21 protein-coding genes are annotated in these 23,702 nt (G+C 39.1%); 10 read left to right on the top strand and 11 right to left on the bottom strand.

Annotation, left to right across the window (positions count from 1 at the left end):
- Window position 1 precedes the first annotated feature (1 nt).
- Window positions 2-1,507, top strand: coding sequence for a SusD/RagB family nutrient-binding outer membrane lipoprotein (locus DFQ12_RS19470; protein ID WP_120260718.1), 1,506 nt, complete (start codon window positions 2-4; stop codon window positions 1,505-1,507).
- Between the two features lie 269 nt (window positions 1,508-1,776).
- Window positions 1,777-2,877 (top strand): glutaminyl-peptide cyclotransferase, encoded by a 1,101-nt coding sequence (locus DFQ12_RS19465; protein ID WP_120260717.1) that lies wholly within the window; start codon window positions 1,777-1,779, stop codon window positions 2,875-2,877.
- Window positions 2,878-2,981: 104 nt separating this feature from the next.
- Here DFQ12_RS19465 and DFQ12_RS19460 read toward each other — a convergent pair whose 3' ends face one another.
- From DFQ12_RS19460 to DFQ12_RS19450, 3 genes are all read right to left on the bottom strand, one after another.
- Window positions 2,982-3,728: a WG repeat-containing protein gene (locus tag DFQ12_RS19460; protein WP_120260716.1), complete on the bottom strand. Its 747-nt coding sequence runs from the start codon at window positions 3,726-3,728 to the stop codon at window positions 2,982-2,984.
- Between the two features lie 107 nt (window positions 3,729-3,835).
- A complete protein-coding gene (locus tag DFQ12_RS19455) occupies window positions 3,836-4,555 on the bottom strand; it encodes a hypothetical protein (RefSeq protein ID WP_147420443.1) in 720 nt (239 codons plus the stop codon).
- A gap of 186 nt (window positions 4,556-4,741) precedes the next feature.
- Window positions 4,742-5,245: a hypothetical protein gene (locus DFQ12_RS19450; protein ID WP_147420442.1), complete on the bottom strand. Its 504-nt coding sequence runs from the start codon at window positions 5,243-5,245 to the stop codon at window positions 4,742-4,744.
- 297 nt (window positions 5,246-5,542) lie between these two features.
- On the opposite strand from DFQ12_RS19450, the gene DFQ12_RS19445 reads away from it, so the two are divergent.
- From DFQ12_RS19445 to DFQ12_RS19435, 3 genes are all read left to right on the top strand, one after another.
- The gene (locus DFQ12_RS19445; RefSeq protein WP_120260713.1) at window positions 5,543-5,776 is read left to right on the top strand and encodes a hypothetical protein; all 234 of its coding nucleotides are present in this window, start codon (window positions 5,543-5,545) and stop codon (window positions 5,774-5,776) included.
- 93 nt (window positions 5,777-5,869) lie between these two features.
- On the top strand, window positions 5,870-6,373 hold the full coding sequence (locus DFQ12_RS19440; protein ID WP_120260712.1) for a YfbM family protein: 504 nt from the start codon (window positions 5,870-5,872) through the stop codon (window positions 6,371-6,373).
- A 40-nt stretch (window positions 6,374-6,413) separates the two neighbouring features.
- Window positions 6,414-6,956, top strand: a complete 543-nt coding sequence (locus DFQ12_RS19435; protein ID WP_120260711.1) for a GNAT family N-acetyltransferase — start codon at window positions 6,414-6,416, stop codon at window positions 6,954-6,956.
- Between the two features lie 82 nt (window positions 6,957-7,038).
- On the opposite strand, the gene DFQ12_RS19430 is transcribed toward DFQ12_RS19435, so the two are convergent.
- The 3 genes from DFQ12_RS19430 to DFQ12_RS19420 all read right to left on the bottom strand — a co-directional run bounded on the left by DFQ12_RS19430 (window position 7,039) and on the right by DFQ12_RS19420 (window position 15,182).
- On the bottom strand, window positions 7,039-9,282 hold the full coding sequence (locus tag DFQ12_RS19430; protein WP_208642588.1) for a GH92 family glycosyl hydrolase: 2,244 nt from the start codon (window positions 9,280-9,282) through the stop codon (window positions 7,039-7,041).
- Window positions 9,283-9,314: 32 nt separating this feature from the next.
- Window positions 9,315-11,564, bottom strand: a complete 2,250-nt coding sequence (locus DFQ12_RS19425) for a GH92 family glycosyl hydrolase (protein ID WP_120260710.1) — start codon at window positions 11,562-11,564, stop codon at window positions 9,315-9,317.
- A gap of 480 nt (window positions 11,565-12,044) precedes the next feature.
- The gene (locus tag DFQ12_RS19420; RefSeq protein ID WP_120260709.1) at window positions 12,045-15,182 is read right to left on the bottom strand and encodes a GH92 family glycosyl hydrolase; all 3,138 of its coding nucleotides are present in this window, start codon (window positions 15,180-15,182) and stop codon (window positions 12,045-12,047) included.
- A gap of 1,126 nt (window positions 15,183-16,308) precedes the next feature.
- Between DFQ12_RS19420 and DFQ12_RS19415 the strand changes: the two genes are divergently transcribed.
- On the top strand, window positions 16,309-17,070 hold the full coding sequence (locus DFQ12_RS19415; RefSeq protein WP_120260708.1) for a helix-turn-helix domain-containing protein: 762 nt from the start codon (window positions 16,309-16,311) through the stop codon (window positions 17,068-17,070).
- Window positions 17,071-17,307: 237 nt separating this feature from the next.
- On the opposite strand, the gene DFQ12_RS19410 is transcribed toward DFQ12_RS19415, so the two are convergent.
- From DFQ12_RS19410 to DFQ12_RS19400, 3 genes are all read right to left on the bottom strand, one after another.
- A complete protein-coding gene (locus DFQ12_RS19410) occupies window positions 17,308-17,586 on the bottom strand; it encodes a hypothetical protein (protein WP_120260707.1) in 279 nt (92 codons plus the stop codon).
- A gap of 300 nt (window positions 17,587-17,886) precedes the next feature.
- Window positions 17,887-18,291, bottom strand: coding sequence for a DUF5675 family protein (locus DFQ12_RS19405; RefSeq protein WP_120260706.1), 405 nt, complete (start codon window positions 18,289-18,291; stop codon window positions 17,887-17,889).
- 4 nt (window positions 18,292-18,295) lie between these two features.
- The gene (locus DFQ12_RS19400; RefSeq protein WP_120260705.1) at window positions 18,296-19,057 is read right to left on the bottom strand and encodes a hypothetical protein; all 762 of its coding nucleotides are present in this window, start codon (window positions 19,055-19,057) and stop codon (window positions 18,296-18,298) included.
- Between the two features lie 383 nt (window positions 19,058-19,440).
- Here DFQ12_RS19400 and DFQ12_RS19395 point away from each other — a divergent pair, with 383 nt between their 5' ends.
- Window positions 19,441-19,641 (top strand): hypothetical protein, encoded by a 201-nt coding sequence (locus DFQ12_RS19395; RefSeq protein ID WP_120260704.1) that lies wholly within the window; start codon window positions 19,441-19,443, stop codon window positions 19,639-19,641.
- A 167-nt stretch (window positions 19,642-19,808) separates the two neighbouring features.
- Here DFQ12_RS19395 and DFQ12_RS19390 read toward each other — a convergent pair whose 3' ends face one another.
- Window positions 19,809-20,576 (bottom strand): hypothetical protein, encoded by a 768-nt coding sequence (locus DFQ12_RS19390; protein ID WP_120260703.1) that lies wholly within the window; start codon window positions 20,574-20,576, stop codon window positions 19,809-19,811.
- A 363-nt stretch (window positions 20,577-20,939) separates the two neighbouring features.
- Between DFQ12_RS19390 and DFQ12_RS19385 the strand changes: the two genes are divergently transcribed.
- The 3 genes from DFQ12_RS19385 to DFQ12_RS27970 all read left to right on the top strand — a co-directional run bounded on the left by DFQ12_RS19385 (window position 20,940) and on the right by DFQ12_RS27970 (window position 22,376).
- Window positions 20,940-21,314, top strand: a complete 375-nt coding sequence (locus tag DFQ12_RS19385; RefSeq protein WP_120260702.1) for a hypothetical protein — start codon at window positions 20,940-20,942, stop codon at window positions 21,312-21,314.
- A gap of 10 nt (window positions 21,315-21,324) precedes the next feature.
- A complete protein-coding gene (locus DFQ12_RS19380; RefSeq protein ID WP_120260701.1) occupies window positions 21,325-21,864 on the top strand; it encodes a Crp/Fnr family transcriptional regulator in 540 nt (179 codons plus the stop codon).
- 287 nt (window positions 21,865-22,151) lie between these two features.
- Complete coding sequence (locus tag DFQ12_RS27970; RefSeq protein WP_147420441.1) at window positions 22,152-22,376, top strand: hypothetical protein; 225 nt, start codon at window positions 22,152-22,154, stop codon at window positions 22,374-22,376.
- A gap of 52 nt (window positions 22,377-22,428) precedes the next feature.
- Here DFQ12_RS27970 and DFQ12_RS19375 read toward each other — a convergent pair whose 3' ends face one another.
- Window positions 22,429-23,697 carry a TlpA family protein disulfide reductase gene (locus DFQ12_RS19375; RefSeq protein WP_120260700.1) on the bottom strand — a complete coding sequence of 423 codons (1,269 nt, stop codon included), beginning with the start codon at window positions 23,695-23,697 and terminating at the stop codon, window positions 22,429-22,431.
- Window positions 23,698-23,702: the final 5 nt, after the last annotated feature.

Here is a 23,702-nt window from a genome sequence, read left to right as displayed (position 1 = left end):
TATGAAAACGAAAATGATAAAAAACAGATTTGTTATCGCTCTTGTCTCCGTAGCAACATTTAGCGCCTGCACAAAAGACTTTGAAAAAATAAATACGCCGCCAACATCAGTGACAACAATAGATCCCGCATTGCTTATGGCTAGAATCCTTCGTGATGGTACGTTTCAGGAGTCGGGAGAACTTCCAAACAATAAGTTTGGTTCTTGGATCCAGCATTGGGCCGGTGGCCCAGTGGTGCCTGTATCGCGTTATTTTGAAGGGCCAGAGAACCTGATATGGTCGCAGCATTTTACCTTGCTCAGAAACATCATTCAGATAAAAAATGAGCTCAGTGGCAAAGAAGAAAGTCCCGAAGGTAGAAGTAAACTGGCCATAACCGAACTTTATGAAGTTTATCTATACCAACGATTGACTGATCTATTTGGAGACATCCCCTATTCGGAAATTACAAAAGATAGCAAAGAGATTAATCGAACCCCTAAGTTTGACAAACAAGAGGATATCTATCCCGCACTAGTTATAAAGGTTGATGCCGCTTTGGCACGTCTCACCGTTGGTGATCAGTCTTATGGCTCCTCCGATTTTTTCTATGGCGGTAATATTGATAAATGGAAAAAATTCGGAAACTCCTTAAAACTGAAATTGGGCATGAGAATGCGTTATGCCAATCTCTCATTAGCGCAAAAGACCGTTACAGAAGCAATGACTTCTCCACTTGGGTTAATCTCAAGTAATAGTGATAATGCTGCAGTTCCTACATTTAATAATGCCCAAGCCGAGAACCAAAACCCTATATTACGGCAGATGACTACTGGGAGCGCCGACTTACGGTACTTAGCCAACACATTGGTAAACAAATTGAAGGAGTATAATGATCCACGCTTAGGTCTACTTGCAGAACCAGTCACTATAGGCGGTGTTACCACCTATCAAGGAATTGGAGTAGCATTAACCGATAATGAACTTTCTCAACTGATCAGAGCAAATTACTCTACGGCCAACAAGTCAACATGGTTTAGCTTGAATTTTGCGCCAATACCAAGTTATGCAATGACCTACTCAGACATTTGTTTTTACAAAGCCGAGGCAGCATTATTAGGTTGGGGCGCGACAAGTACAAATGCACAATCATTCTTTACAGATGGCGTCAAAGCCGCCTTTGCCCTTCCTCCGTACAATCTAACTTCCATCCCTTCATCCTATGAGCAAAATGTCATCAACCTAAATGGATTGACAGACGAACAAAAGATGGAGAAAATCGCTACTCAAAAATGGATAAGTTTATTTGGCCGAGATATGGAAGCATTTGCCGAATGGCGTCGTACTGGTTATCCAAAATTGACACCTGGTCCAAATCCGGGATCCACCAATAGACAGATACCACGTCGAGCTATTTACTCCAGTGAGGAGGCTGAATTAAATCAAACAAATCTCAAAGACGCTGTTTCCAGAATGCAGAACGGAGATTCCTTTTTGTCCAAAGTATGGTGGGATAAAAAACAATAAAAACAACAATAAAGGTTTGAGCGATACGAAATAATTTCGTATCGCTCAAACCTAATTACCAAAATGCTGCTGCTGCTCCAGATTCTATTCCCCCACATATTCGAAATAGCTAATTCCCGCGACAAGATCTTCAATACTATTTTAGAGCAAAACAACTTCATTGCTTTTCGTACTGAATCTTTTTCAGCAATGATTTAGGTTTCTTTTGAAATTATATTTATCTTTCTTTAAGTATAAAATAAATCCCACTATCTTCAAGCTTTACAAAAATGAAAACAACCTCTTCACTATTTTTGCTAACAGTAGCATCTCTTTTTATAGGATGCGGAGAAAACGGTAAAAAAACAACATCACCGTCTCCAGACAGCTTACCAAAAAATAATCCAAGCTTTGGCTTCGAAGGGATTAAACAAGATTATACAACAAATGAAGAATTATCGTTTCAGATTACAAATACACCTAATGTAAAAATTGATTCCATCCTTTATTATATCAATGATTACCCTATTGCTAAAGTCACAGAAAACAATAAAGTAACATATAGATTATCAGGAGAGAAATTTGGCAAGCAAATCATTAAGGCGGTTGTATTTCATACTGGAAAATCCGAAGAAAACACAGTAAACATAGACTATTTGCCATCAAACCCACCTCGAATTTTAAAGTACCGAATTGTTAATACTTACCCACATGATATCAAAGCTTTCACACAAGGGCTAGAGTTCTTTGGAGAAGACTTGATGGAAAGTACGGGCAATGGCGTTGGGTTAAGTGGAAATAAAGGTAAGTCAAGTATCCGCATTGTCAATCCTACAACAGGACAACCAATCAAAAAGATCGAATTAGCAGATTCAATATTCGGCGAAGGTGCAACCATATTAAATGGGAAATTATATCAATTGACTTACAAAAGCAATCTTGCCTATGTCTATGATATGACAACACTAAAGACAATAAAAACACTGCCATATTTCAAAAACATGGAAGGATGGGGACTGACCTCAGATGGTAAAAATTTGTATATGTCTGACGGTTCAGAAAATATCTATGTACTCAATCCCAATGACTTTTCCAAAATTGATTATATCCGCGTTGCCACAAATGAGAAAATAGTTAACCAAATAAACGAAATGGAATGGGTAAAGGGAAAGATTTATGCTAATTTCTTTATGGAAGATGTTATGGGTATCATAGACCCAAAAACAGGTGCTATTGAGGGGCTAGTCGATCTTTCCAAATTACGAGAAAATGTGACACAACATGTTGATCTAGATGTATTAAACGGAATTGCCTACAATAAAAAATCAAACACCTTTTTTCTCACAGGAAAAAATTGGGACAAAATATTTGAAATACAGCTACTGGATTAACTAATCACTCGTTAGCTTATGATGTACACAATCATAAAGACAGTTTATTCATTAAAGTGCTATTCCCGATCTGGAAATAGCACTTTCTTACTTCAGGACAACAATTATTTCTTAATGATTTTTCCATCTTCATAGAGTGTATACTCTTCGCCATCGGCCTGTTGTAACACCATTTTTCCGCCGACAAAAATATTGCTAAATGTAAAAACAGGATCGGTCATTATTTTGCTATTGTAATCCATCAATCCCCAATGCTTCGGTGATTCCATATACATGATTCTATTTTTACCCGCAACATCCAAAACCTGATATTTAAAAGGAACCACAATAGCGCCGTTATGATCAATAAATCCTTGTTTGCCATCTTTCGCAACTTTGATAATCGTACTATCAATCGCCATAAGACTGGCATCCAAAAAGATAGACTCATACTGAGGCGAAACAACCTCCACTCCTTTCTCATTGATCAACCCTACACGTTGTTTACTATCTTGTACTTCAAAAAAGCCAAAATGTGGTTTTGTCGTAGTACTGAAATAGTTGGGCTGTACAATAACCTTTCCTGTTTTATCAATGATGCCAACAGTTCCTAAATCGCCATTAGCATCCGTTCGATGGAAAGTCGCAAGATTTTCGCCATCAAATCGTATAAATTGTTCGTAAGCAGTATCCGGATTTTCCCAAATGTCTTCTGCCGTATTATACTTTCCCGGTAGCTGACCGATAAGTAAAACAGCCTCTTCAACACCTTCTTTAGCAGCTTTGGTTGCATCCTGTCCCTGACAGGAGCCGCCCATAAGTACAATTGTTGCCACTATGCCTACAATTTTATATGGATTGTTTATTCTCATACTATTTCAAAATTATGCTTATTTATCAAATGTTATATACCCCCTATACTTTAGACAGATACATTTTAAAAACGGAAATCTTCGACTCAACATTATTTTCTCATCTGCTAAGGCATTTCTTCATGCTTGTTAAAACCTGTTGTTATCATCTCCTGCAATTGAGGTGTAAACAATTTGGTTGAATGTGGCATTTTCTTGGCTTCGCTATTTAATCTCCATTGTGCATGCTTCTCAAGTAAAAATTGCAATCGCTGTGCTGTTGTCAATCCCGGCAATGTATAATATATACTATTTTCGCCTTCTTTTCCTTGCTTTTGAATATATCTCCCTGCAGTTACCTTAAATTTATTTCTTTCCTCAAAACTTCGGATAAAAGAGCTATCCTGATCAGCAATATCCCACATCGGATCACGAGGGCAGCAGACAGAACCATAGCTTTCCTTCCAATATACTGTTAATAGGTTTTCGGGCACTGTAGGTTTAGCAAAATCAATCACTGGATTTTCAAATCCCCCAAGCCGAACGCTATCAACTTTTACATTGTCCTCTTCCCGTCTGATATAGAAATAATAATTAGTGGTTTCTGGTTCCACGCACATTCCATTTTTTGAAGCCATTTTACTGACTTCACTGTAAAACTTCCAATCAGGAACAATAAGAATAAATTCCTGCAATTCAGGATAAAACTCCGATGACTTTTTAAAAAATTCTATTGGGATCTTTGCGCTCAAATAAAATACAGCTATTGAATCCCTCTTAAACTGTAATGGCAGATCCAATAGATAATTGCCCTCTAATCGTGCCACCTGACGATCTTCAATATTCATTACTCGATCATACTTTTGAGCTAGCCAATCCGGTCGTACAGTTTCCTGTGGATCGGGGGGCCTGATAGCCTGTTTTATGGCTTTAGTTTTACAGGATACAACAAATAGAAGTAAAACAAACATTAAATAAAACCTATCAATTGTTAAGCATGTTCTCATTGGCTGAAATTATGTTTCATGAATTATTTATTGTGCAGTAGCAACCTTTATCCCCACCTTATTTAAAAACTCAACTTGTTTTTCCAAACAAGTATCTGCCAGGACTGCTATTTTAGCTTTTTCATCAGTAATATCTCTTAATAACGCCTGTCTAGCACCTTTTTTCTGCTCATCCACATATTTGACCAACAACGTACCATAACCATCTGTAATTCTCGTCATGTAAGCTATTGTAGTCAAATGGAAGCTCTTCGCAGCCTCACTAGGCTTTAATGCATTAACTTCACTCTTTATTCCTTTGATATAGCTGCTCAGCGCCTGTACCTCTTTGAGCTTCATTTCGTAGGATAATTCATCCGTTTTATCCGCATCATATTCTCCTTCCAACAATTTATTATAGCTTTCATCCAACTTTTCTTTACAACTATAGAAAAGGCCGGCAATCTTCTCATTATATCCGAAGTCCAAATTACCACTACAGGATGTCAATGCGAATGTACTGATGATTAATGTCAAAATAATAATTCTCATATCTCGATTTTTCAACAAATAACGCATTTTCAAAACAAGCTCTTTAAGACAGTTAATATTCGTTACCTGCTTTTTAAGATTCGCTATCATTTGGATACAATTTTACCCCAGACAATAGCACGGATAATTATCAGATTAGTAAATACTGTAAAACAAGTCAAGGACAACAGCTTGTTTCTTAAGGAAGAATTGCGGAACTTAGAAAAAGAATATAGACCAGATTAGAAGACCGAGAATTTTACACGAATCAGGAAAATCAATGAGGAATCAAAAACGAAAAGAACTGAATAAAACACTATGAAACAACTAGCTTTATTGATCATGTTCATCGGAATGTCGAGCATGGTTTTCGGACAAGAAATTAGCCGTTCAACTACCCAAACAATTACACAATCTGGAATAGGACTTGGTTCTGTAATTGCAGTAGTCACTTCGTGGGACCGCAACAAATCTATTCTTTGGGCGCTGATCCATGGTATCTTAGGTTGGCTATATGTTATTTATTTTGCATTTACACGGAGTAATAATTAATATTTCTACCGTTCATATTTTCAATACAATCAACAGTATTACATCCTTCTGTAAAACAGAAAACAAAAAGCAGTCAACCAAAATCGAAAGATCATGAGCATGATACAAAATTTCCTCCGTGTCAATCTAGAAACATTGAATAGTTTTCTCACTGATAGTCATTCATTAAGAAAAATGGTCTATAGCAAAGAAGCTATACATTTGGACAATTTGATAGATATTGATAAAGCTTGGGAGGGTATTTTCTTTTTATTGACAGGAGAATCAATCGGTACATACGATCAGGCCGCTCCACCATTATCCTGGCTACTAGTTGGTCCTAATGACATTGATCGCAATCAGGACATGGGCTATGGCCCAGCAACCTATACAGATATAGAACAAACCAGACAGATTGATTTAGCGTTAAAGGAAATTTCAATAGATGAATTAACACAACGTTTCGACTCCGCCACCATGCTTGAAAAAGATATATACCCAGATATCTGGGAGGAGGAAAATGCATTAGATTATCTGCTTCAATACTTCGAAGACCTAAAAGCATTTTATCAGATGGCCGCCTTGCATCATGAAGCAGTAATCCTATTTCTCAATTAAATAGCAATCATTTCACGCTAATAAAAACCATAAAATAACTATGCTTATTTCTGATAAGAGAAATATCCACATTGAAGAATTAAAGGAAGCAAATAACATAGCCGTTTCCGACCTGGTCGCATTAACATTGGATATTGTCCAAGGAAGGGCCTCAGTAGGATTTATGCAGGACATAAACGAAGAAAAAGCGAGTGAATTCTGGAACAATGTCCTGGCAAAGGTCCAGCAAGAAAAAACAGTGCTACTTGTTGCAAAAGACAGCTCATCGGACCAGATCGTTGGGACCGTGCAATTACAAATAGACCTTCCTCAAAATCAACCGCATCGGGCGGAAGTAGCAAAAATGTTGGTGCATTCAGCCTTTCGACGTCTTGGTATAGCTGAAAATCTATTGCAACATCTTGAATTAATTGCGAAAAAAATGAGAAAATCACTACTGGTATTAGATACTGTAACAGATAGCCCGGCTCATGCTTTGTACTTAAAATGTGGCTGGAAGGTCGTGGGAAACATTCCCAATTATGCACTTTTTCCTAATGGTACCCCCTGTAGTACAACCTACTTTTATAAAAACCTTGAATAGTATTGCTATTTGCAAAAAGAACCTCCAATAACTGTTAACTTATTGGAGGTTCTGTTGACAAAAACAATGATATTGCTTCTGACTATTTTTTGTACCACGCCGGACCAGGTTTGCTTCCCATTTGGAAAACAAGAGTAGCTCCGGACATGATCTGCTCATGTGTGATATAACTTGTTTCAAGAGGTTTTCCATCCAAAGTAACCGACTGGATGTAAATATTGGTTTTATTTACATGATCTGCTTTAATAGTAAACTTTTTCCCATTCGCAAGTTTAAATTCACTATGTTCAAACAATGGCGTACCGATTTCATACCTTCCGCTCACTGGATCTACTGGATAAAAACCCAGCGCACTGAATACATACCAAGCAGACATCTGTCCGCAATCATCATTCCCGCTTAACCCTGACGGATTATTTAGATAGAGTTTTTCCATCACTTCGGCAGCATATTGCTGTGTTTTCCATGGTTGCCCAATCGCGTTAAACAAATATATAGCGTGATGACTTGGTTCATTTCCATGTGCATATTGTCCAATCATGCCCGTACTGAAGATAGGCAGTTTACTGGTGTCGGATGGATGGAAGGTAAACATGCTATCCAATTTCTGCCCAAAACGTTCATTTCCGCCGACGAGATTGATCAATCCCGGAATATCATGTTGAACAGACCAGAAGTATTGCCAAGCATTGCTTTCACAGATATGTGCACTATATTCCTCTGGATCAAATGGCGTTACAAAAGCACCATGACTGTCACGCGGTTGCATAAATGATGTAGCGGGATTATAGACATTTTTATAATTTTTTGCTCTTGCAAAAAACGTAGTTGCCACCGCCTTGTTCCCCATCTTATCCGCCATAACCGCAATACAATGATCATCAAATGCATATTCGAGTGTGCGTGACAAAGACCAGTTCTCCTCATTATATTTATCCACAACATCATAAGGTACATAACCCAGCTTTTTATACAATCCAATACCTCTATAGTTGTCTATGTTTGCTGTTGTCACACAAGCTTCCAGCGCTTTATTGACATCAAAATCACCTATTCCTTTCAAATAAGCGTCCACAATAACTGGGATTGCATGATTGCCAATCATCATATCGGTTTCACTGCCATAGATATTCCATACAGGCAAGCGACCATGCTGTTCGTAGAATGTAATAAATGATTTCACCATATCATTTACCCGATTTGGATCAAGATAAGTAAATAGAGGATGTGAAGCACGATAGGTATCCCAAAGCGAAAAAGTACTGTAATTGGTCCAACCTTCGGCCTGATGTATTTTTCTATCCGCACCAAAATAAGCCCCATCTACGTCTCCAAATATGGTGGGGGCCAACATCGAATGGTACAATGCTGTATAGAACTTTACTTTAGCTTCTTTGTCCGCAGTCCGAATAGCGATCTTACCAAGCTCTTTGTTCCAGTTATTCTCAACTTGTTTTAAATAGTGATCAAAATCATCTGTTGGCACCTCAGCTTTCAGGTTTTTGGAAGCACCATCCATACTTACCCCCGAAAGAGCTGTGCTAAGCGTCACTTGTTCACCAGTAGATGTTTTAAAATCAAAACGTGCCTTGAAAGCAGTACCAATACGTTTGGTCGTTTTTGTTATGCTGTCAACACTTGACTGTATCGCCGAGCTATCGATGTGAACTGCAGTAAACGGCTTTGAAAATCGGGTTTCAAAATAGACACGTTGGCCTCTGGCCCAACCTTCTGAAAACCGGTAGCCACGCACAGTGACCGAATCGACCACCTCGATGTATGAATCTATTGTGGCATCCCAGTTCATTGCTTTCTTTAGATCCAAAAAAATAGCCGATTGAGCCTTAGGGAATGTATAACGTTGGATACCACAACGTGGGGTTGCTGTTAGCTCCACATCGATATTATAGTCCGTCAGCTTTACTTTATAGTACCCCGCATGTGCCTGTTCGTTTTGATGGGAAAACTTGGAATGAATACCCAAAGGTGCCGCGGCTTCATGATAAGGCAATGTAACTGGCATAAAAGATATATCATATAGATCCCCAGCCCCCGTCCCACTTAAATGGGTATGACTAAAGCCCGAAATCGTGCTATCGGGATAAAAATAACCCGAAATACGATCCCAACCGGGCAATCCATTATCTGGACTCAATTGCACCATACCAAAGGGCGATTGTGCTCCAGGATAGGTGTTACCCGTAAAATCTGTCCCTATAAAAGGATTGACTGATTTTGCATAAGAACCTTCAGCCGAATCCCGCTGTGAGGCACAGCTCAGTATTCCCAATAAACCTGCGCATGCCAGGTATTTCATATATTTCATAGTGTAGATAGCTTCTTTAATCTGCGTGTCATTTATCTGTCTCCCGTAACAATCAGGATATCTTTGCTATTAACCAAAACTTGATGGCTTATCTTAAAACCTCCTAATGGCTTTCCATCGACGATAATTTTTTTGATGAATTCTCCATTGCCCTCTTTTTGGCGTCTAATGGTCACACGATCAGACTTAGGATAATACTTTTTATCAAGTTGAATAGTTACTTTATCAAATACCGGAGTAACGATCGTATAATCTGGCCTGCCAGGACAAAAAGGGTAAATCCCCATCATATTCATTAATGCCCAGGTCGACATTGTTCCTGTATCATCATTTCCTGGGATCCCACCGGGACTATTCGTAAAATGTTTATCCAGAATTTGCTTAACCAATTTTTGTGTACGCCATTCCTCACCTTTTATTTCGGAAAAAACATGTGGATAAAGCATGTCAGGTTCGTTGGTAACATCAAAATACCCTTTATCAAAGGTGGCCTGTAATCTGTCCACAAATTTCCTTTTACCGCCCATCAGTTGAACTAAACCAGGGATATCAAATGGTATCGCAAAACTATAATTCCAGGCATTCCCTTCATGGAATCCATGGTTAGGTTCAAAATTAGCCCCCATCAATGGATTGAAAGGTGTCAAAAACGAGCCATTGGGAAGAATAGGTCGAAAGGTTCCATACTCTGGAGAATAGTAATGTTTGTACCCCTGTGCTCTCTTACCAAAAGTCTGTGCATCTTTAGTTTTTCCCAACGAGTTGGCCAACTGCGCTAAATTCCAATCAGCTACATAGTACTCAATCGCATGGGAAACTGAATTATCAAAAGAATCGCGAAGAGGAACATAACCATACTTGACATAATCGGCATTGTCCGGACGGATTCGATTCGTCGAATCCGTTGTCGTCGCCGACTTCAAAAAAGCCTCATAAGCTGTATTGATATCATAGTCCCGAATGCCTTTCATCCAGGCATCAACGATCACAGGTACTGCTGGATCACCGTCCATGGTATAGCTTTCACGGCTATAAAGTTCCCACTTAGGCATCCATCCATTTTCTTTATAAATATCAATCATGGATCGAATCATTCCAACCTGTTTATCTGGATAGACCAACGACATGAGCGGCTGTACATTTCTGTACGTATCCCATAAAGAGAATACGGTATAACGATTATGATCCGCAACAAGGGTCTTTCTATTTTCCATAGCCGGATATTCGCCGTTAACATCCTGTAAAATATTTGGATGAATCATGGCATGATACATAGCCGTATAAAATACCGTTTTTTGATCTTCGGTACCTCCTTCAACCTGAATTCTTGATAATTCATTATTCCACAAAGATGAAGCTTGTGTCCTGATCCGCTCAAATCCAAAACCAGGTTGCTCGACGTCCAGATTTTTTCGTGCATTTTCAACGCTTACGAAAGATACCGCCAACTGAACCTCTAAGCTCTCATTTTCCTGAACATCAAAACTCAAGAATGCCCCAAGATCGTCTCCAGACAATTGGCTCGAATAATCGGTAAAAATCTTGTATTTGCCAGCATCTTTATTCCAATCATTCTCCCATTTTTCACCGGCACGCTGAAATTTCCAGTAACCTTTCTTTGCGGGCTTTTTATTCACTCGCATCACGAAGAAAATCGGATATACGGCCTGATTGTTGGTATAACAGAACGAACCCAATAATTTCGAACCTTCAAGTTCCGTATCACTGACATAGCGAACCGTGGCACCCGTTTCATTCGTCAGTCCCTCCCCTAAATTGAGTAGAATATTAGCCTGCCCTTTAGGGAAAGTAAATTTAGATACACCCACACGAGCAGTTGCGGATGTCTCGGTTTTGATACCGTATTTTTTTAACACATTACTATAATAACCTGGATGAGCCTCTTCCTGTGTATAAGTACTTCCATATTGATGGTAGTCGACTTCTAGTTTTCCAGCCGTTGGCATCAGCAACAAACTTCCCATATCAGGACAACCTACACCACTCAGATTGACATGTGAAAAACCGGTAAAATAGCTATTGCTATGTTCGTAAGGTGTAGACCACCAACGTGCATCCTTATCAAAGGCATTAAGTGATGATCCCATCACATTAAAGGGAGACACATTCATTAAACCATGAGGTACCTGAGCACCGGGATTGGTTGTACCATAGTTACTGGTACCAATAAAAGGATTGACATAGTCGGTTGGTAGTTTTTGCGCAGCCGCTTGCTCCCAAACAAATAATCCCAAAAGAAAATAACGGATAAACTTGATCATATCATCTTGATAAAGACAATCTACTTTTTTCTGATACAATGAACAGTAGATTGCACATTTTTAAGTGTAGTCACAATACTACTGATAATACCAAAGATTTACAAATATCGACAGCAGTTATATCTATCATTTTACAATGTTAATAGGATTTAGCAAGACTAAAAATAGAGGCGAATTCATCAATCCGATAGGTATCTTAAAGTATAGTAGTATGATCAAAATATAGTCGCTAATGCGGGTTAGATCCAAGGAGAAAGATCATTCAACAAAAAAATCCTGAAGCGGGGAACTTCAGGATTTTTACTAACTAACCAATTATTAACCTAAATTATGAAAACTACATTGATAACGCCATTCCCCGAGCTTTGTTATCCTGTTCTTGTATGTTTAACCAAACTTTAACAAACGGTGCCGTTCGTTGCGGAAAGCTACAATCTGAAGATATCATCTCCCATTAAAGTCCATCTCAATGATACATGATTAATGTGACAAGCCCCATTGCATATTCGGTTTATCCCCCATTTCCAAAACTAGTTCACCTCCTTTTAGCAATTCCGCAGCGTCAAAATAGAATGTCTGTAGCGGTTTACCGTTTAAAGTTGCGCGCTGCACATACATATTCTTTTTGCTTGCATTTTTAGCTTTAATAGTGAATTGATCCCCTCGTCCATATTGCCGTCCCAACTTAATTTTAATTTCTTCAAAAGATGGACTACCAATTTCATAAATTGGTTTTGTTCGCGTCCCTCCGTCTAGCTGAAATAATCCGATTGCATTCATGATATACCAAGCGCTCATCTGTCCTTGATCCTCATCTCCTAGATATGCGTTGGAAATACCCTGTCCGTAATAGCGTTCACCGATAGACCGGCTCCATTTTTGTGTAAGCCATGGTTTGTTCAACCAGTTAAAAATATAAGCAAAATGCATAGACTGTTGATTTCCCTGAACAACCGGATAATCCCAGTATTGATCATTTGGTCCATTATACCGCCATTTTTCACTTTCTCCAAACCCCCATTCCAAACGCTTTAAAAACACATCCTCACCAATCATTTTAGCCAATGCAGGAATATCCTGAGGTACAAAGAATGTCAACTGCCATGCATTTCCTTCAACATAATGATGATTGGCCCCAGATTTAAATGGATCAAAGTCCTGGTACCATTCCCCCTTAGCATCTTTCATCCGCGCATAGCCACTTTTAACATCTATCGCGTTCTTCCACCAGCTACCTCTATCATTAAAATAATTGTATTCCTTTTCCTTTCCCAAGGATTTTGCAAATTGTCCTACAGTCCAATCGTCAAAACTATACTCCAGGGAATTTGAGAAACGACCAAGGTCATAAGGCACATACTTATACTTCAGATAAACATCCAGATCCCGGTTACCAGCAAAGCCACCTTCAAATTTCAGCGGACTTGTTGTCTGCATTTTCTTGATCGCTTCAAATGCCTTCGTGACATCGTAATCACGTATTCCCATCTGATAGGCCCCTACGATCAAAGGAATCTCGTGTTCAGCAACCATCACTGGAATATATTCCATCCCAGCAGGCCCTTTTGCCAACCAACCGTCGGCATCATACATCGCCAATTGCGACCGCACCCATTTATTCGACCATTCCGGTGTAACCAGATTCCAGAATTGGTTTAAATTCCAGAACGTATTCCAAAATGCATCACAGCCAAGGGCAAGGTCGCCCGGATGTTTCATCGTTCTGATCGTCTCATCAGAAGAGCGCCATTGCCCGTTAACGTCGCTAAATGTATTACGGCTGGCCAGGGTACGATACATATTTGTATAAAACTTCTCTTTTTCCAAATAGTCATCACTTTTTATCTCCAGGCGCCCCAATAATTCATTCCACACTCGATGTTGGTTGGCGACCACACGTTCAAAAGACCATCCAAATGGATCTGAAAGTTCTGTTTTCAAATTTTCTGCAGCATTGGCGATACTGACATAGGAAATCCCTGTCCGCAGCTGCACTTCCTTGTTTTTACGAACATCGAATTCTACATACATACCAGCGGATTGAGCGCTGTCGGCAACCAGATCAGACTGATCTGTTATGCGACCATTATGCCAGGTTCCGAAATTGATAATCGGTTTGTCAAACTCCATGACGAAATAGACAATATAATCTTGTTTCGCATCGGTAGACCAGACATTTTCGGACAATTGGTTACTGTAGCCAATAACCTTATAATCAGAGACCTTTTTAAGAGAGAGGTCTTTGATCTTATAATCATATTCTCCGTTCACTTTAAGATCAATCATAATACGTCCAGTATCTGATTTATGATAGGTATATTTCTGGAAACTGGAGCGTGTTCCTGCGGTTAACTTTGCGTCAATATCCTGGTCAAGAAGATGAACGGCATAGTATCCCAATGGAGCCTGTTCACTTGCTTTATCTATTGCCGAACGGTAACCTGAATGCGTACTATATTGGTCTCCGACACTAGTTTTCAATTGGCCTGCTGTTGGAAATGTGCCCAGTCCAGCCATTGTCCATTCGTGTATATGGCTAAATGTACCAATAGATTCTATTGAAGGTTCATAACCAGCCTGCCAGCCAATATTCTGATTATCGGGACTGATCTTTACCATTCCAAATGGCATCCACGGTCCTGGTGCCAGCATCCACCTAGAATGCGCAGCCCCTATCATGGTGTTGACATAATCCGAAACCCCACCCAATCTTTTGGGAGATCGTTTTATAGAAGATGTTTGAATTAATTTATCGTTGATATATATTGCATATTTACTTCGCACCTCTTTTGATGCATAAGGCATTGGAATCTCAAGTCGCGACAAGCCCTTCTCATGAGTTTTATCATAGATTTTCTTTCCATCCAACAACACTTTTATATGCTCATCATCTTTTAATTTCAATAGATCAACGAGCATATGCTGTATGCGCTCGTTTCCATTTTTCAGCTCAAAATCCGATTGCCGTACCCCTTTGATTATTGAAGTATAATCTCTTAGCAATTTCACCTGTTGGGGGCCTAATAATTTAAAGGAGTCAAACTCAACCCATCCTCCCTTTATTACAGTAAGCGTAACCTGGTTAAATCCCTCCGAAATAAGATGCTCGGGTAGTGCCATCCGTATTGTAGACGCTCCAGACTTTGAACCTGCACTTACAGGATCAACGGGGCCGTCACCATTCTTAAGTTCGTAATTATAAGATTTACCATTGATTGCGATTTGTAAGGTCGGTTTATTCTGAGGATCACTATTTGCCAATTTTACTTCCAGAGTCCATTTCCCGTTTTCAACTTGACCACTTAATACACTGTATAAATTCAAAAAATGGGTTCTTAGGCCAGAGGTACCACCAGTCCCACCCCATCCATTGGCAGGTCCGGGCAATACATAAGGCAAATCTCTTGACAACGAAGATTGCCCAACCACAAAGTAATTGTCTTCGTAGCCAAAATCATGTTCCAGAAATTTCTTGTAATCGTGTGGAGCCAAGGCAAATTCTCTGCTGGAGCCATCTGAACTGCCCAGTTGCCAAATGGTATTTTCTTGCCCCGAAACAAGCTGTCCTGTCATTAACAGTAAGCTGGTGAAAACGGAAATGGGGAAATGCATTTTCATAATTGATGGATTTTATAATAAAAAGTATGCTATAAATGCCTATCCAAGTATTCAGTTCTTTTGCATGTTTCAATTTATCATCCCACTCCAAATTAAGATTTATAAAGAAAAACCATCTCCCAATTATTTAAACAATCAATCACAGCAATATTGTATACACATAATAAAAAGCAACAAATCAACCTAAAAATAGATATAAAGCAGAAAACATTAGATTTAGCATACAATATTACTATAAAAAACAGTAAATACCAAGTAATAAAACATAAATGTACATACATATTATTATACACAAGAATTCTATTTAAAGTATTTATTATACGATCAGACATGCATTGTATAAAAACAATGCATAAGTCATCTTTGCATTTTTGAAGTATCTTTAAAAAATTGACAGTTGAGATATAGATCTACATTATCGTCTATTCGATATTGGCCATATTAAATACGTCTTCGGAGGTTACAATTAATTTTAAATTCGTCTTTGATTACTTTAATTGGTAAATATAAAAAATGGTAAAGGATAAAAAACAGCTATCCTATTACTGGAATTTATTTTCGGGTGTTACAATTGATATTGAGATCGCAGCAAAATCATTAAGTCACTATTTTTTTACCTTTTTAGCAAAAGGGTATTATCCACTCTAAGTGCATTAGACATTTGAGCATTCACATCAATTCTTGTTCCGACAATTGAAAAAATGATTGTTTGACAGCTTAAGGTGATAAACAGGTTGATGGGCAAAAATAGTTGGTTAAGATAAGAATTTTACAATATGTCATAGTATGATTGTTATTTTTTCTCAATCAAGGGAAAAAACAAATCAACTATTGTATTTTTTTGAATACAATAGATTATATTTATATAAAAATTATGGTGCTTTAATTAAATCAAAAGTAAAAATTATATGCAAAATTCCAGTATGTTCATCGGTATTCTACACATTTGTGTAGAGCTTTATCCATTATATAACAGAAGATTAAACTACATGATAGGCCGCGGATCTATCCAAGTCCACATGGATCATGGAAGTCCAAAAGCTGCGGTTTCGTTGAAATTAGGCACTGATGTTAATCTTTTTGGGAGTTTTTGAAGCAATGATAGACCGTTTTAACATTTTATGCTATGAAAATAAAAATTGAAGATTTTTTTACGCCAGCCCTTGTAAAAGATACCTTTAGCAATAATGATTATAAAATTGTGAATATATTCATTGATTTCGCAAGATCTTTAAGCAAGTTAACCTATCAGAGTATGTATTTAATTGACTACGCGAAGAAAAGTTTTTTGTACGTGTCCGACAATCCTATCTTTTTATGTGGAAGTACCTCAGCTGAGGTTCTCAGAAAGGGCTATCAACATTACTTTGATAATGTACCAGAGGAGGAGATGTATCTTTTAAAAAAAATAAACGACGTGGGCTTTGATTTTTTTGAAAACCTTCCTGACGAAGAAAAATTACAGCATTCCTTCTCCTACGATTTCCATTTGAAGCAATCGAATGGAAATCCTCTATTGATAAATCACAAACTTAAGCCCATACTCTTAGATAAATTCTCAAATCCTTGGATAGCACTTTGTGTCGTTTCTATTTCTTCGCACGCCAAGCCGGGAAATATTATATTTAAATCTGATGAGGGTGGAAGACAATTCGCATATAATTTAGAAACTGATCGTCTGGAGGAGCTCCCACGTGTTAAGCTTAAACCTCGGGAGAAAAATATTCTTCTATTTTCCGCACAGGGATTAACTATGGATCAGATAGCGGGTAAACTTTATATTTCTATTGATACAGTTAAGTTTCACAAAAAACAAATTTTTTCAAAGCTAAAGGTTAAAAGTATTACGGAAGCGACTGCAGTGGCGATTGAACAATCCTTGTTCTGATTGAGAAGTTTAAATTAATCATTGAAACTCTAATTCAAAAGCCAGAAGGTGCTTCAAATAAATGAACACCTTCTGAAATAACTTTATTTCCTTTTACACCACTTATCAAGCAATCGGCTGGTAATGAAACTTATTAACGTACCCAATGCTGCGACTAGTACAGTCTGTAATATGCCATCCAAAGAAAAACTCACCCAAATGGAGCAAATAGTGCCCCCCAGTGTCGCGCCACGCATATCATTCCATTTCATCGAGCCTCCCCTTTTTCACTGTGATTCCGATATTATTCCCGCTTGATGAATTTTTATCCACCGATTCTTGCAACGTTTTGGTTGCAGATCGTGAATCGGGCAGGTTTATTTCTGAGGGTGGTTTCTTTTCTTCCAGTACCTTCTCCAACACCCCAAGTCCAAGAGCTACGTATTTCAATATATTCAATGCCTTACCCGGCAATTTAACAGGTGCAGCCAGAACCATCTGCAGCACTTGTCCTATTTTGTTAAAGATTTTTTTCATCCTAATTGCATTTAAGTAGGCAGGATCACAATCCTACCTACTCTGATACAAACTTTATTCGAGCAATAAAGGAGGACAAAGAATTGAAAGCATCGCATTTCGACTTCAATCTCCCTCCAACAACCCGCTTCGATAAATATGAAGGGCCAGGAATAGAAAATATAGCTTTCTGACTGTCAAGCTTTGACGGGATCTGGCGTAAATATGAATCACTGTCTGAGCGAAGCGAGTTTGATTCGTATAGCCAGATAACTAAAAAGATGACATCAAAGAAAGCAATGATCTATTCCTGCCCTACTTTTATCGAATATTCAAATACACATCGTCCCCCATATCCCACAGGCAATACACCAGCGCTTTGAGTTTGGCCAAGGCTTTACCACTTCCGGTACCCTTTCCCTCACCTGTTAGGCTGGTGACCGGAGCGATACAGCCGAGCAGTTCGTCCTTTGCACTATTCGCCGCGTGGAGCAGGATCCCTTCACGGTTCAGTACGTTCGGGATACCGATCTGCTCACCATGCCGCTGGTAGCGGACCTTCTCTAGTTTGTACTGACCGATCGGGATGCAGCTGATGCGCCTGATGTTATTGCGGTCCGGCAGCTCGATGGTATGGCAGATATGATCACCGTTGTACGTGATCGTTCCATTTGTTCCCTCAGCCCCATATTTCCGGAGAAGCTTAAGGGTATGCTTAGTTTTCATAAGCCTACGGTTGGATCACTTGTACAAAAGTCAGGGCATTGTACATGCCATTGGACAAAGGATAGTATCCGCCGTTGACAAATTGGAAATAGCTGATGCCCATCATGATCAGCACGACAGCATCGGGCTGCGGCTGTAGTTGCAGAGTCAGGTTTTCCGCGGCAGTCGCCTCACTTTTGCCGATATCCATATAGGAAGACCGGGCAATGGCCACTTCATCAGCTTCCGGATTTTGTACATCGAACTCTGTCGCCACCAGTTGGATCTGCACATGCGTGGCACCTTCCAATCCCTTGATGACATTCTTGGCGATCATCTCCGGGATGGCAAAAGAACCGTCCCCTGTAGCTCGATCATAGACGGGTCGGGTTTTGAGAAAGAATACATCTTTGAGCTGTGCCTTAAGGTTACATTCCAGACCCACCAACTGACCAAGGTTGGCAGCAAGTACCTGACGGTCTCCCCTGCCATTTACTTCGTCTGCACGGATGATACGGTTCATGCGTCCAGTCAGGCGGTTGCTGAATGCTGTATCCGATCCCTGATTGAGCATTTCCCGAAGCTGCTCACGCAGTTTTTTGGAAGCATTTGCTGCCCTGCCGAATTCCAGTCCGTTTTCTTTTGTGCGCTGGAAACGCGGATCAGAATTAATCTGATCTTTGGTTGGGCCGCCTTTCATGCGAGCCTGGTAACCGCGTTTGTCCTTGTAGAAGGAAAGATCCCCGATCTTACCTTCAAATTTTACTAAACTTACTTGTCTTGCCATGATTGTATATCATTGGATTACAGTACAAAGATGCAGAGGCAAAAATCAGGTTCGGTTCCAAATGGCCTTTGGTGGGCTTATTTGTATCCAAATGGGGCCATATGGGCTCATTTGTCTCTTTTACATATAAAATAATATTTCCTAATTTTAGATTAACAGCAAGACGTAAATTTTGCTGATAAAATGCCGTTACGAATAACCCCTAATTGTCCAGTACAGATATATCACATGTTAAGCACAGATATAGCACTGTTTAAGTACTGATAAGGTACATGGAAAAATGTACTTAAACGGTACTACAGGAGTACTTTATGGGTGAAGGATGATGAACAGAAAATTGGCAGGTCAACAGCGTGTTTTTTAACAATTAAGTAAATATAATTATGAGCAATCAACGTGTCTGCATCTATGCAAAAGATGTCAGTATCCTCTTGGGAAAGAGTTACAAGCAATCCGTCCGTATCCTCAGGACGATTAAAGATGCCTATGGAAAGAATCTCACTCAGTACATTACCGTCGAAGAATTTGCTTCGTACACCGGTATTGATGTAGAAACTATCAGAAAGCAATGTCTCCGCAATTGATCTGATGTATTGCTAAATATTTACGTCCGGGCCAGTTAGTCACTTACTATGTTCCTTTTCTTTCTTCATTGACGATCTACCAGTCTTTAATAACTTATTTTCCCATCGCTACACCTATTGCACAGGAATCAGACTGATTTTCCGCAGTAATTCCGAAACCTTCATCCCTACTGTTCTTTAACAGTATTATACCACTGCTGAAAATACCTCACATCATTTTTATGTAGGTGTAAATGTCCTTTTAAAGGCAGCTTTAAATATATTCTTAATGCTCTGCTGTTACTGTCCTTTTCCGTATCTGCTATCGCCTCGAATTGGACAATCCAGCTTCCGGTAGAGAAAAAACGGTAATCTTCGCCGATCAGCTCCTTTACCTCTTTCAGGGTCGTGTAAGGTAATTTATGTTCTTCCCCATTTTTATCCGTTGCGAGTACCCGCCTATTGATAAGTACCATCAAATAATATTGCATAAAATTATGCTGAGGATCCAGCTGATTTGCCCGATGGTCATTGTTAACAGTATCCTCCCCAGACCTTACATCATTATTTTGGATAAAAAAAGAAAAGATCTCCAATGCAAAGAAACAGACGATCACCATCAGTACCATTGGAAAGATTACTTTCATATAGTTGGACAGGCTAAAGCTCTTTCCCTCCAAATTAAAGTAGATCATTGCAAAGACAATTGCCAGGGAAGCTGGAAAACATAACCCCCTGATGAAAAGTAGTAACCATTCTTTTGCGCTTAGATTTCTTTGTAAAAATAAGTAGCGCCGCATTTTCATCAACCAACCTACCGACAAAGCAAGCAAATATAGCGCTATGGTATTGATCAGGAAAAATTTGATGAATCCGGGCTCCCCTATTATTTCCAAAAATCCTTCCGGCTCACCATACCACAAAATAGTATAGGCCGCCAGCAAGGACAAGATCATTCTAAAAATATTAAAAATAGTTCTCCGCCGTTTATAAAAACGTTGCATAAGGATTCGTTAAAGATTGTAAAAATTAGAGGACGCTATAAAATAGGGTCTTAGGTTGATTCAAATATACATATTAAGGATTAATAAAGTGTATGCATTATGATTTTCAAGCAATGAATTTCAATATATGTGTAAATTTTATATACTATTAACTACACAAAAGTGTCGACATACCGTAAAACACTGTCCGAATTTCTCATAAAATGTCCGAATTTCTCCTTTTGAGCACAATCTGCTCAATTATAAAAAAATCATTGTCTAGTTTTGAAAACAGTGAAAATCACTATCATTTAAAACAGATAAACAAATCAAATTATGCTAAAAAGAAAGTACCCGTTAACATCAGGAGGTGTAGAAACAAAAATTTACCGACTCTATCGTAAGGATGACAATCGAGTTTTCCGGGAAGCCGATTATGTGGAAAACGATTTTTTTGGTTGGCTCGAGAATAATTTTGAGCTTACTGAATCACAGGCCACCTACATGTATTCTTTGGGGATTGAGTTTGCAATACAAAATGGCAGTGTGCTCGCCTACTGCTTTCGCCATCGACTGTCTGTCACCTTGGTCAAAGGTGATAAAGCACTGCGCAGTTCAAAATTTATCCGTCGTGAGGAAAACGTTGAAGTTACTGCACAGCCGGGACAAGATGATCTTGTCTCTGGTGGGGTCAACTATTTTATCAGCTAAAGGAAATGCTATGGATAAGGAACCGACGGAAAAGCTGATCAGCACCATAATGCAACATGTGTCTCTACTACCTGAGATGCAGGAGCAGTTATTGTCCCATATTTTTATCAAAAAGATCTTCAAAGACCAATACCTCTCCCTACATGAGAAGGATCATTTCTATGTGCACTCCGGTATTCTCAAAAAGCTGGATCCCGATACCGGCGATATTGCCCATTTTATCGTCGAAGGCGATTTTGGGATCTTTCCTTCAGAGAAGGATACCTACAGTTTTGTAGGCCTGGAGCCCTGTACCATTGTGGTAATCAGAGTGAATGATATCGACAGTTTGTTGTCCCGGTACCGGCAACTTATTACGCCTTACCGGCACATGATCTTTGATTGGGCGCAGCAACGGCAGCGCCGTATTTCACTTATGCTCCTACCTGCCGGTGAGCGTAAGGCCGCAATGCTTGAGAGGCTTGGTCCGAATTACAACCGTATACAGAACAAGGACCTGGCCAGCTATCTAAAGATAAGTGAGGGTTACTTTAGCAAGCTTCAGTTGTAAAATCACTATTGACAAATAGTGATTTTCATAGTCAGTTCTAGCTATTTTACAATTGAACAAGGTGATACATTTCAGATCTTAGTGATAAGAAAAAGGAACATAAGTAATACATCTACCGACATGGACAAATGGGAGACAAACGTTCAAAGGGTAAAAAAAAACGGTCTGGCAAAAGGGGTACCCCGCCAGACCGTTAGTTACTAGTAATGGTAACTATTATGGGGGCCGGTATGATTGCAACATACTGACAATTATAAATCTAAGTTCACCAATTAAAATTTTGGATTATGCCACTATTTCAATTAAGTGCGACCGGGAACCCAACAGTTCCTGCAGATTATTCTTTAAATCCATCTCCGTCATGTGCCAGCGGGACAAATCAGATTTGTTCAATCACGGCAAATGATGATGGGACTGGTAAACCGGTATTAACTCCGGCATTAAAGGATCAAATGATCGTCGCTTTACACACTAGAACATCAAATCCGCCAACGGTTTCACTGCGTTCTTAAATTTTACGTGTAAAAAAGGAAAAAATGGGGCGCACTTGCGCCCCATTTTGATTTACCGCTCGCGAATCATCAGCACTTCCATATCCCTAACGCTTTCCTTGACCTTTAATCCATAACAAGAAAGCCGGGCATTTAGCTTTTCAAGATCATAACCGTTAGGCACCTTTATAATACCAGTATATTTGGACTCATCAAATACGGGTGGGAAAACACCCGCGAAATCAAGGTAACCTGTCAACGTCTCCGCCCCTTCGACAAGGTTACTGTCACTATCTGGTATTTCGGCAATTTTTTTCTCGTCAGTCTTGCCTTCATTAACAATAATTAAACAAGGTCTTTTTCGTGTTTCCCACTTTACATCAAGATTAAGCAGGTCCGATAGATCTTCCAAGGCTTTTTGCACCCGAACAGTATCAGATACTTCAAGACAATCTTTCCTCTCATAGCAAATCGCATATTGCTCCGCCCAAGCATGATAAGGCAAAGATTTAGACTTGTCATAGAAATAACGATCAGGATTGGCAACTTCCCATACAACACGATCCTTTGTTAGAAAATATTTTGGTGTTTTAATATGCGCCCAAGCAGCCGTAAATGCACCAAGGATATCCAGATTATTAATATAGGTCACATGCATCTGTTGTAGTGAATCATACCTATATTTCAATCCGGTCGAATTCAGATTGTTTTTATATCCAGTAAGCTGGATCGATCCCATTAAAGACTTTCCTTTGGAATCAATTGTTTCCGACCTTTCTTCTATTTCACTAATCGCAAAATCATCTTTCAGGGGAATACTGATTGTTTTCCCATCCAATAGTCTTTGAATATTTTCTTTATTAACAAAGTCAGGATGACTGATCGCTTTCACTTCATTGTTGATTATCCATACTGTATGAGAGACCGCCTGATGTGGAAAGTATTTTTTTAATAGCGTATCTGACACGATTGTCGGTATCTTAACGTTATTTTCCTTCAAAAACTTATTGTTCGCATAGAACTTTTCCATGCGCTGTTTATCTTCATAAGTTACCATCACAACATCTAACCGATCCTTAAATTGCATTTTTAACTTGCTTAGACGGGGCATATTCTCTATGCAGCTGGCACAGCCCGTATTAAAAAAGTCTAAGATTATCAGCTTGGTGTCGGACTTTTTATAATCGTATAGCTTACCCGGATAATTGATAATGGCCGATTTGGGAAATGAAGGTAGCTTTGATCCGATTTTCAACTCCTTACTTCGGTCTATTTGATTTTTTGGTGCCTGAGATGTAAAACCCAACAGCACAAAACCCAGCATTAAAATTAATTTGTTCATCGTTT

The organism is Sphingobacterium detergens, from assembly GCF_003610355.1.
Lineage (GTDB): Bacteria > Bacteroidota > Bacteroidia > Sphingobacteriales > Sphingobacteriaceae > Sphingobacterium > Sphingobacterium detergens.
This window is presented reverse-complemented; position numbering and strand designations above follow the sequence as displayed.